The sequence below is a fragment of the Nocardia sp. 852002-51101_SCH5132738 genome (genome assembly GCF_001665695.1).
GTDB lineage: Bacteria > Actinomycetota > Actinomycetes > Mycobacteriales > Mycobacteriaceae > Nocardia > Nocardia nova.
Genome location: NZ_LZML01000006.1, coordinates 22,438 through 30,526, shown reverse-complemented (window position 1 = coordinate 30,526; position 8,089 = coordinate 22,438). Strand labels below are relative to the sequence as shown.

10 protein-coding genes are annotated in these 8,089 nt (G+C 70.4%); 7 read left to right on the top strand and 3 right to left on the bottom strand.

Annotation, left to right across the window (positions count from 1 at the left end):
* Window positions 1-228 precede the first annotated feature (228 nt).
* Genes A5789_RS01230 through A5789_RS01215 form a run of 4 tightly spaced genes read left to right on the top strand, consistent with a single transcriptional unit; the run spans window position 229 to window position 2,278 of the window.
* Window positions 229-969, top strand: a complete 741-nt coding sequence (locus A5789_RS01230) for a hypothetical protein (protein WP_231953317.1) — start codon at window positions 229-231, stop codon at window positions 967-969.
* 40 nt (window positions 970-1,009) lie between these two features.
* Window positions 1,010-1,282 (top strand): hypothetical protein, encoded by a 273-nt coding sequence (locus tag A5789_RS01225; protein WP_030516981.1) that lies wholly within the window; start codon window positions 1,010-1,012, stop codon window positions 1,280-1,282.
* Complete coding sequence (locus A5789_RS01220) at window positions 1,279-1,686, top strand: hypothetical protein (RefSeq protein ID WP_036508401.1); 408 nt, start codon at window positions 1,279-1,281, stop codon at window positions 1,684-1,686. The genes A5789_RS01225 and A5789_RS01220 overlap by 4 nt, the downstream gene beginning before the upstream one ends.
* Before the next feature lie 49 nt (window positions 1,687-1,735).
* A complete protein-coding gene (locus A5789_RS01215; protein WP_030516979.1) occupies window positions 1,736-2,278 on the top strand; it encodes a hypothetical protein in 543 nt (180 codons plus the stop codon).
* A 4-nt stretch (window positions 2,279-2,282) separates the two neighbouring features.
* Here A5789_RS01215 and A5789_RS01210 read toward each other — a convergent pair whose 3' ends face one another.
* Complete coding sequence (locus A5789_RS01210; RefSeq protein WP_064902359.1) at window positions 2,283-3,224, bottom strand: LysR family transcriptional regulator; 942 nt, start codon at window positions 3,222-3,224, stop codon at window positions 2,283-2,285.
* A 100-nt stretch (window positions 3,225-3,324) separates the two neighbouring features.
* On the opposite strand from A5789_RS01210, the gene A5789_RS01205 reads away from it, so the two are divergent.
* The 3 genes from A5789_RS01205 to A5789_RS01195 are packed head-to-tail and all read left to right on the top strand — an operon-like array spanning window position 3,325 to window position 5,069.
* The gene (locus A5789_RS01205; RefSeq protein ID WP_064902358.1) at window positions 3,325-4,428 is read left to right on the top strand and encodes an alcohol dehydrogenase catalytic domain-containing protein; all 1,104 of its coding nucleotides are present in this window, start codon (window positions 3,325-3,327) and stop codon (window positions 4,426-4,428) included.
* 27 nt (window positions 4,429-4,455) lie between these two features.
* The gene (locus A5789_RS01200) at window positions 4,456-4,749 is read left to right on the top strand and encodes a hypothetical protein (RefSeq protein ID WP_051043657.1); all 294 of its coding nucleotides are present in this window, start codon (window positions 4,456-4,458) and stop codon (window positions 4,747-4,749) included.
* The gene (locus A5789_RS01195) at window positions 4,731-5,069 is read left to right on the top strand and encodes a CopG family transcriptional regulator (protein ID WP_030516975.1); all 339 of its coding nucleotides are present in this window, start codon (window positions 4,731-4,733) and stop codon (window positions 5,067-5,069) included. Before A5789_RS01200 ends, A5789_RS01195 begins: the two co-directional genes overlap by 19 nt.
* 6 nt (window positions 5,070-5,075) lie before the next feature.
* On the opposite strand, the gene A5789_RS01190 is transcribed toward A5789_RS01195, so the two are convergent.
* Together A5789_RS01190 and A5789_RS01185 are read right to left on the bottom strand one after the other, a co-directional pair.
* Complete coding sequence (locus A5789_RS01190) at window positions 5,076-6,539, bottom strand: hypothetical protein (protein WP_064902357.1); 1,464 nt, start codon at window positions 6,537-6,539, stop codon at window positions 5,076-5,078.
* Window positions 6,536-8,056, bottom strand: coding sequence for a hypothetical protein (locus tag A5789_RS01185; protein ID WP_064902356.1), 1,521 nt, complete (start codon window positions 8,054-8,056; stop codon window positions 6,536-6,538). Before A5789_RS01185 ends, A5789_RS01190 begins: the two co-directional genes overlap by 4 nt.
* Window positions 8,057-8,089 lie beyond the last annotated feature (33 nt).

Genomic DNA, 8,089 nt, shown 5'->3' with positions numbered 1-8,089 from the left:
CGGGGGCTGAACTGCGCCGGAACGGTTCTCGGGGTTGGTGAGCCCATCGAGCACGATGGTCAGATACTGCTTTGCGATGGTGGATTAGCTCGGGGGTTGTTCGCGGGGGCGGCGGATTACGGCCCGGCGCTGGCATTAGTGGATTGAAGCGAGATAGGCTCCGGGGGATTGTCGAAGGAGCCGAGTGGCCGGATCGGTCGCTCTCGTCGAAAGGGGTCCGCCTTGTCGGTGCCGGCCGCGGTAAAATCCGAGATCCAGACCATCGGGGGCGCGTTCATGTTCTCCCGCGAGGCCAAGGCATTCGGTGCCACCACCGGCGTGGACGGCTTCATCGGCCCGTATACGCGCGGCCGCGGCGGGGTGCTCGGCGAGGTGGATGCCGATGTGGTGACCGCGGCGTTCGGGTTCTTCGAGCCGGAAACCGTTCGGGTGGCCTGGGATTCGGTGGCGATGGCGCCCGCGCAGGCCGCGGCCGGATATCTGGCGGCGTGCCAGGGTTTCGGTCGCCGCAAACTCGCCGGATTCGACGGCTGCGACCGGTTGGCCGAATTGCTGCGGGTGGTGACCGATGCCGCCGATGTGGCGGGGGTGAGCCTGTTCGCGGGCTGGCGGGCGTTGCCGCTCGCCGACGATGCCGCCGGTCGGGTGTTGCAGTTGATCCATTGTCTGCGTGAGCTGCGGGGCGGCCTGCATCTGATGGCGGTGCGGGCCAGTGGGCTGTCGCCGTTCGAGGCGGTGCTGATCGGTGGCTCGCCGCGTACCGACGGGCCCACCCAGGCGCGGCTGTTCGGGTGGGGTGAACGGGTCGACGTCACCGAGGTGAGCTCGGCGATGCGGCAGCGCTGGGATGCGGCCGAGGCGCTGACCGACGAGCTGATCGCCCCGGCCTTCGCGGCGTTGGACGACACGGCGGGCAAGGAGCTGGTCGAGCTGCTGCGCGGAGCGCAGGCCACCGTCTTCGCGCGGTAGTCGCCGCCGTCCGGGCGCCATACTGCCGTAAGCTGTTGGTATGGCGGAGACGAAGAAGGTGACGATCTCGGTCCCCAAGGATGATGTGTCCACCTTGGAGCGCTGGAAGGCGTCGGGGCGGATCGATAATCTGTCCGCCTACGTGTCGGCCGCGTTGCGGGATCGGATGGATCGCGATATTTCGCTGGATGCCATCGAGTCCAGTTTCGGTGGCGTGCCGCCGCTCGAGCTGGTGAATCAGGCCCGGCGTGTGCAGGGCCTGCCGCCGCTGTCGGCGGAGGATCTGGATCGGCGAAGCGCCGGCGCCGCGTGAGCCCGGCCGCACTGGGCGGCGTGGTGTTCGACACCGCCGCCGTGGTGGGCTGGACGCGGCGGCTGCCGTACGTGCACGCGGTGGCATGGGCGACGGCCGAGGCCGGTCATACCATCGTGGTGCCCGCGGCGGTGGCGGCGGCGGGGCAGGCGCTGATCCGGCCGGATCGGCTCGATATTCTCGCGGTGTTGCTGGAGCTGCCGCACACCGTGGTGACCGGACTGGACACCGGCGCGGCCTCCCGGGTGGCGGCGTTGCTGGCCGGACGTTCCGATGCCGATGGGCTGGTGGCCGCCGGACACGCCGCCAGTGAGGCGGTCTCTCGCAATTGGCCGTGTTTGACCGCTCGGCCGGATATGTTGCGACGCATCGACCATCAGGTGCTGGTCGATCCGCTGCCCTGACCGACCGCGGCCGCGGCTGCCGTGCGACGACGAGGAGAGGACCGCGACCATGTCAACGGCCCTGAGCCCCCGGATTTCCCGGCTGCGCCAGCTGATCGATCATCCCGCGACCGGTGCCGCCGAACGCGAGGCCGCCCAGCGCATGCTCGACCGCATCCTGGCCAAGCATCCGCAGGCGGCGGGACCGCGGGGCGATCGTGATTACGGTCCCCGCTATCACCGGGTCGGGCGGCACGCCACGTTGGCGAGCATTGCCGAAATGATCAGTCAGGACATCGTTTTCGCGCAGATCTTCAGCATGCCGCAGCATCGTGCGGAGCTCGCCGAACGTTCGCCGATCCGGGACGCTCCCATCGAGATCTCCTACTCGGTCGCCACCCCGTACGTCGGCAAGATCATCGTCACCATCGAGGGTGTGCCGCGGGAGTGGGGTTGGGTCAGCGACTGCGGCATCGACAATCCGAGCCCGGCGCTGCAGGAGCTGGCCGACGAGCTGGCCGAGATCATGAACGCCTACAACCACGACGGCAGCGATATCGGCAAACGCTTCTTCGCGTGTGTGCGGGTGCCCGAGCGGACCCTGATCTGGTGACCGGCTAGCCCGGCGCCCGTGCGGTCCCGTGTGCGAAAGGTGTTGCGGCGCTGCGTAATGCCTCGATCACGGCCGCGTTCGGCGGGGTGAGCGGGGCCGGTGTGCGGACCAGCGACAGGCGGCGCAGTTCGGTGGCGGCGCGGTCGTGGGAGCCGGTGACGACGCGCAGCGTGATGACCTCCGGCGGCAGCGCCGGGAACAGGCCCGAGGGGACGGTGGTCACGCCGCAGCCGGCGGCGACGAGGGCGAGTTTGGCGAGCCAGTCGCGGGCGCGGTGTGCGATGTGGGGGCGGCCGGGCAACCCCGGCCACACTCCCAGCAGCGGTTCGGTGGTGGCGGCGGGGCTCGCGATCCATGGGGCGTCGACGAGTTCGTCGACGGTGACGGTGGTGCGCCCGGCGAAGCGGCCGGTGGCGGGGGCGGCGACGAGCAGTTCCACCTCGCCGAGTTGTTCGACGATCAGCCGCGGTAGTTCGGTGTCGGGTGGCCGGTGCGGCGGCCGCGAGGTGATCACGGCGAGATCGAGGCTGCCGGCGCGGATGGCGCGGACCAGCGCCGGCGTGGTGCCCTCGCGGGTGGACACCTCGAGTGCGGGGTGGGTGCGTCGCAGCGCGGCCAGCGCGGTGGGTACGAGTACCGCGCCCGCGCTGATGAGGCTGCCCAGCCGTACCCGCTGGACGAGATCGCGGTCGTCGAGGTCGCGTCGCGCGGCCTCCAGCGCGTCCAGCGCGACCCGTGCGTGGCGCAGCAGCGTCAGCCCGGCCGGGGTGAGGTGGACGCCGGTGCGGTGGCGTTCGAACAGGGGTTTTCCGGCCTCGCGTTCGAGGGCCGCGGCTTGGCGTGAGATGCCGGATTGGGTATAGCCGAGGGCGGCGGCCGCGGCGGTGAACGATCCGCGTTCGGCGACCTCGGCCAGCACCCGCAGTCCGGCCGGTGACAGATCCATGACTGTCCGGCATACCAGATATGCCGGACTTTCGCTGGTGGCATGGCCGGATCGCGTCCTACGTTGGCGAAGAAGAGATTCGGAACCTGAGGAGTGGGCGATGCGTGCGGCGATGTTGGAACAGTTCGGGCAGCCGTTGACGGTGACGACTGTGCCCGATCCGGTGGCCGGGCCGGGTGAGGTCCTGGTGGATGTGCTCGCTACCTGTGTCTTGCCGTATGCGGCAGAGGTTTTCGGCGGTGTGCGCAACTATCCGCTGGAGCCGCCGGTGATTCCGGGAATGGGCGGGGTCGGGCGGGTGGTGTCGGCCGGTCCGGATGCGACCCGGCTGCGGCCCGGGGACCTGGTGTGGTGTGATCCGACGGTGCGTTCCCGCGACGACGCGCGCACTCCCGACATCACGTTGCAGGGCTGGAGTTCGCGTGGTCCGGGCGGGCTGCGATTGTCGCGATACTTTCATCACGGGTCGTTCGCGGAGCGCATGGTCGTGCCGACGGAGAACGCCGTGCCGCTCGGTGACGTCGACGGCGAGGACGTGGCCGGCTGGGCATCCCTGGCGGTGCCGCTGGTGCCGTACGGGGGTCTGCTGGCGGCGGATCTGCGTGCCGGGGAAACATTGCTGGTGAGCGGGGCGACCGGCAATTTCGGGGGTGCGGCGGTGGCGGTGGGGCTTGCCATGGGCGCGAGCCGGGTAGTGGCTCCCGGCCGCAACCGCGCGGCTGCGACCCGGTTGCGGGACCTGTTCGGAGACCGTGTGCGCCCGGTCGAGCTGACCGGCGACGCGGAGGTGGATCGGCAGGCGATGGTGGCCGCGGGCGGGGGACCGGTGGATGTGGTGCTCGATATTCTGCCGCCCGCGGCGGACACGCGCGTGGTGCGGACCGCGGCGATGACGGTGCGGGAGTTCGGGCGCGTCGTGCTCATGGGCGGGGTGGGGATGCTCGGCGGTTCCGATCTGGCGCTGCCGTATCCGTGGCTGATGCGCAACAGTGTGACGTTGCGAGGTCAGTGGATGTGCCCGCGCACCGCTGTTTCGGGGTTGATCGAGTTGGTGCGGTGCGGGCTGCTCGATCTCTCTGTGGAAACGGTCACCACGTTCGGATTGGACGACGTCGCGGCGGCGGTCGAGCACGCCGCGGCCCATCCCGCGGCGTTCGATCGCACGGTGGTGCTGCCGCAGCGACGCTCACCACTGCCGAGGTAGGTAATACGCGGGTATTATGGTGGCTGCGTGGAGTACGCATGGTGGATCGGAATCCACTCGTTCCTGGCTCGTGCCGAGGTGGCGCCCTGGGAGGTGATGGAGGTGCTGTATTCGTCGCGGCGCTGGCCGCGTCCGGCCCGCACCCCGGAAGGGTTGCCCGTCACGACCGTGTGGGGCCGCACCGACGCGGGCCGTCCACTGGTGGTGATGCTGCGGATGCGGCCGTCGCCGGAGTCGGCCGGCACCTGGGAGATCGTGATGGCCGCGCAGATGCGCCCGCAGCAGCTCGAGGAATACACCGCATGGGAGGCGAACCGATGACCGACAAGCACATCTTCGAACCGAAGCCCGGCGCCGACCCGCAGGCGGTCGTGGACGGTTTGGTGTTCGACGACTCCGCCGCGGCGCCCGCGCTGCCGCCGACCGGCGAGGAGATCGAACGCGGGATGGTCACCACCTCCTTGAAACTGCCGAAGGATCTGCGTGACCGGATCCGGGAGGCGGCCGCCGAACACTGCATCACCCCCTCGATGCTGATTCGCCAGTACATCGAGATGGGGTTGCTCGCCGAACAACCCGGCCGGATGATCCCGCTGTCGGATGCGATCCGGGTGTTGAGCAGTCTGCGTCCCTCGGCCTGAGCCCGGTTACCCGGGTTCGGTGGCGGCCCACAGGTCGTAACCGTGACCGCCGGCCTCGGGCGGGCCCGCCACGATGCGGTGGGTGCGCGTGCCGTCGGGTCCGCGTTCGGCGCGCAGGAACAGGTCGCCGGGGTGCGCCTCGGCGTGGCGGGTGCGCGCGTAGTCGTAGAGGTGGGTGACGAACACGACCTTCACTCCGGCCTCGGTGAGCGCCCGCAGCAGGGGCCCGGCGATACGGCCGGCGTCGCGTTCGCCGGTGGAGGCGAACGCCTCGTTGCACAGCAGCAGCCCGCGCGGCCCGATCCGGTCGATCACCGCGTTCATCCGGACCAGTTCGTCGGCGAGTTTGCCGTAGGACAGGGTGTGGTCCTCGTCGCCGACGAAATGGGTGAACACTCCGTCGCGGACGTCGGCGGCGAATTCCTCGGCGAGGACGAACATTCCGGCCTGCATCATCAGCTGCGCGGCGCCGAGGCTGCGCAGGAACGTGGATTTGCCGCCGTTGTTGGCGCCGGTGACGATCAGCAGCGATCGCCCGTCGGCGGCGAGGTCGCTGCCCGCCACGCTCGCGGGTTCCGGGCCCAGCGCCAGGGTGATGTCGCGCAGCCCGCGGCAGCGTAGCCGCGTCGTGCCGGACGGGTGGGGGTGCGGCAGGCAGTAGGGGATCGCGATGCGGTCGAGGCGCTCTCGCAGGATCAGGCAGCCGAGGTAGAAGGCGGTCTCCTCGCGTAACCGCAGGAAGAAGGCGTGCAGCCGGTCGGCGGTAGCGGCGACCACGTCCGCGAGTTCTGCCAGCGCGTGGTCCTTCAGCTGCATCACCGGATCGGCCTCGGCATCGCCGTCGGCGATCGCTTCGAAAACGCTTGTGCTGCGGGGGAATCCGAATCGTGGCCGGCGTGCGGGTGGCCGGTGGACCACGACATCGGTGATCTTGTTGCCGGTGCCCAGGCCCGCCTCGATGTCGACGCCGTGGTCGAAGCGCAGCACGCTCAGCTCGTCGCGCACCGCTCGCAGGTAGGTGTCGTCGAACTGTTTCGTCGTCGCGATCAGGTCGGTCCAGCCCGCGGCGGTGAGGCGGTCGCCGTCGCGTTCGAGCAGGGTGCGCAGCCGGCGCAGCTGCTCGAGCTGTGCGGTGAACGGTGGCAGGGTCAGAACCAGTGTGCCGTTGGCGCGCCGGCGTGCCGCCGATGTCCAGCGCCGCACCGACGTCGCGGCGGCGGCGATGTCGTGGACGGCGCGCACGAGGTCGGGGTGGGCGCAGCAGTCGGTGAGCACGGCGTGGCGGTGTGTGATCACGGCCGGATCCGCCGGGGGCGCGGTGATGACTGCCCGGACCGTGTCGGCGATCGCCGGGTCGCGCTCGGCGATGGTGTCGATCAGTGCGGAGATGCCCAGATCCGCGACAGCGGTGTCGCCGAGCGCGGCCGGTGCGGGTGCGGTGTCGGCGGGGAACAGCAGCCGGACCCTCATCGCGCCAGCCTCGCGGCCACCGCGTGGTAGCCGAGTCCGTAGCGTTGGGCGAGTTCGGTGGCGTAGGCGTTGCCGTCGGCGGGGCGGCGCACGATGCGGTAGGTGCGGTGTGCTCGGTCGGCCGGGTCGGTCGATGCCACCATCGACACCACCTCGGGTCCGGCGTCGGCGAGGTCGTCGAAGAAACTCACCCACACCCCCCAGGCGCCGAGCCGCACGATGTGGGCCAGGACCTCGCCGGCGATGCGCGCGCCGTCGTGTGTGGTGGTCGTGGAGAAACTCTCGTTGAGCACGACCAGGGTGTCCGCGCTCGTGGTCCGCAGGATTTCGCGCATGGAGCGCAGGTCCGCCAGCAGCCTTCCGTCCGGGTCGCCGGCGTGTTCGGCGCGTTCGAAGTGGGTGTGGATGCGATCGGGCAGCGGCAGCCGCGCCGCCTGCGCGGGGACCGGGCCGCCGAGCGCGGCGAAGTACACCAGTTGCCCGATCGCGCGCGCGAAGGTCGTCTTCCCGCCCTGATTGGGGCCGGTCACCACCGTCATTCGTTCCGGGGGTTCGAGGCGGAAATCGTTGCACACCAGCGGGTTCGGTGAGCGGGTAGCGAGGGCGAGGTCGTAGGCGCACTCGGCGTGGATCGGTTCGCCGGGTGCGGCGATCTCGGGCAGGCACAGACTGCGGCCGGTGCCGGCGGCGCGGTGGGCGAACCGGCGGTAGCGCAGATAGAACTGCATGCCTCGATCGAATTCGGTCACCTCGGGGGCGATGAAATCTCGATGGCGGGTGGCGAATTCGGCCAGTCGCTCGAACGGCGCCGGGTACAGGTCGGCGACCCGGTCGAGGATATGTTCCTCGGTCTGGTTCATGTCCGGCCACTCCGGTTGCGGGTGTGGGTCGCGGCGGTGTGGTGCGCCGAAGCGGGCGAGCAGTCGCGTCACGGCGGCGGTGTAGTCGGGTGCGGGGCGTGCGGGGCTCACCTCGAGGGTGCGGTCGACGATCCGCAGCCGGTACCGCACGCGGGCCAGCGCGGCTCGTACGGTGTCGATGTCGTGGGCCAATGTGCGCAGATCCGCACCGGCGCAATAGGTGTCGAGGTAAGTGCGCCACCGCAGCAGTGCCCGCGATCGCAGTGGCAGCCGTGCGGTCGCCGCGTGCAGTGCGGTGACCGCGGCCACGTAGCCGGCGGCGGCGTCGAGGTGGGCGCGGTGGCGTTGATGCCGGTGATACAGCTCGCCGGCGATGCGCAGCCGGCGCCGCACCCGCCACATGGCGATCACGAATTCCTCTGCGGCGGCGTATGTTTCGCGGTCGTCGAGGTCGGTGAACACCTCGTGGCGGAATCGGACGGTGTCGGGGTCACGGACGGGGCGGCGCAGCAGGGCGGTGAGGTCGTGGTCGTCGGTATCGCCGACGATCGCGGCGAGCAGCGGTTCGATTTCCAGGTCGGTCAGCGCGTCCTCGCCGACTTCGACGGTCGCGACGCGCTCGGCCGGCACCGGCCACAACACACTGACGGTTTCCATCCCCACCCACTTCCCGCGCCGGCCGGATCGAGT

Coding starts and splice junctions, on each gene's coding strand:
- A5789_RS01225 (WP_030516981.1), top strand. CDS start 1,010: ATGGCGGAGACGAAGAAGGTGACGATCTCGGTCCCCAAGGATGATGTG.
- A5789_RS01215 (WP_030516979.1), top strand. CDS start 1,736: ATGTCAACGGCCCTGAGCCCCCGGATTTCCCGGCTGCGCCAGCTGATC.
- A5789_RS01210 (WP_064902359.1), bottom strand. CDS start 3,224: ATGGATCTGTCACCGGCCGGACTGCGGGTGCTGGCCGAGGTCGCCGAA.
- A5789_RS01205 (WP_064902358.1), top strand. CDS start 3,325: ATGCGTGCGGCGATGTTGGAACAGTTCGGGCAGCCGTTGACGGTGACG.
- A5789_RS01195 (WP_030516975.1), top strand. CDS start 4,731: ATGGGAGGCGAACCGATGACCGACAAGCACATCTTCGAACCGAAGCCC.
- A5789_RS01190 (WP_064902357.1), bottom strand. CDS start 6,539: ATGAGGGTCCGGCTGCTGTTCCCCGCCGACACCGCACCCGCACCGGCC.
- A5789_RS01185 (WP_064902356.1), bottom strand. CDS start 8,056: ATGGAAACCGTCAGTGTGTTGTGGCCGGTGCCGGCCGAGCGCGTCGCG.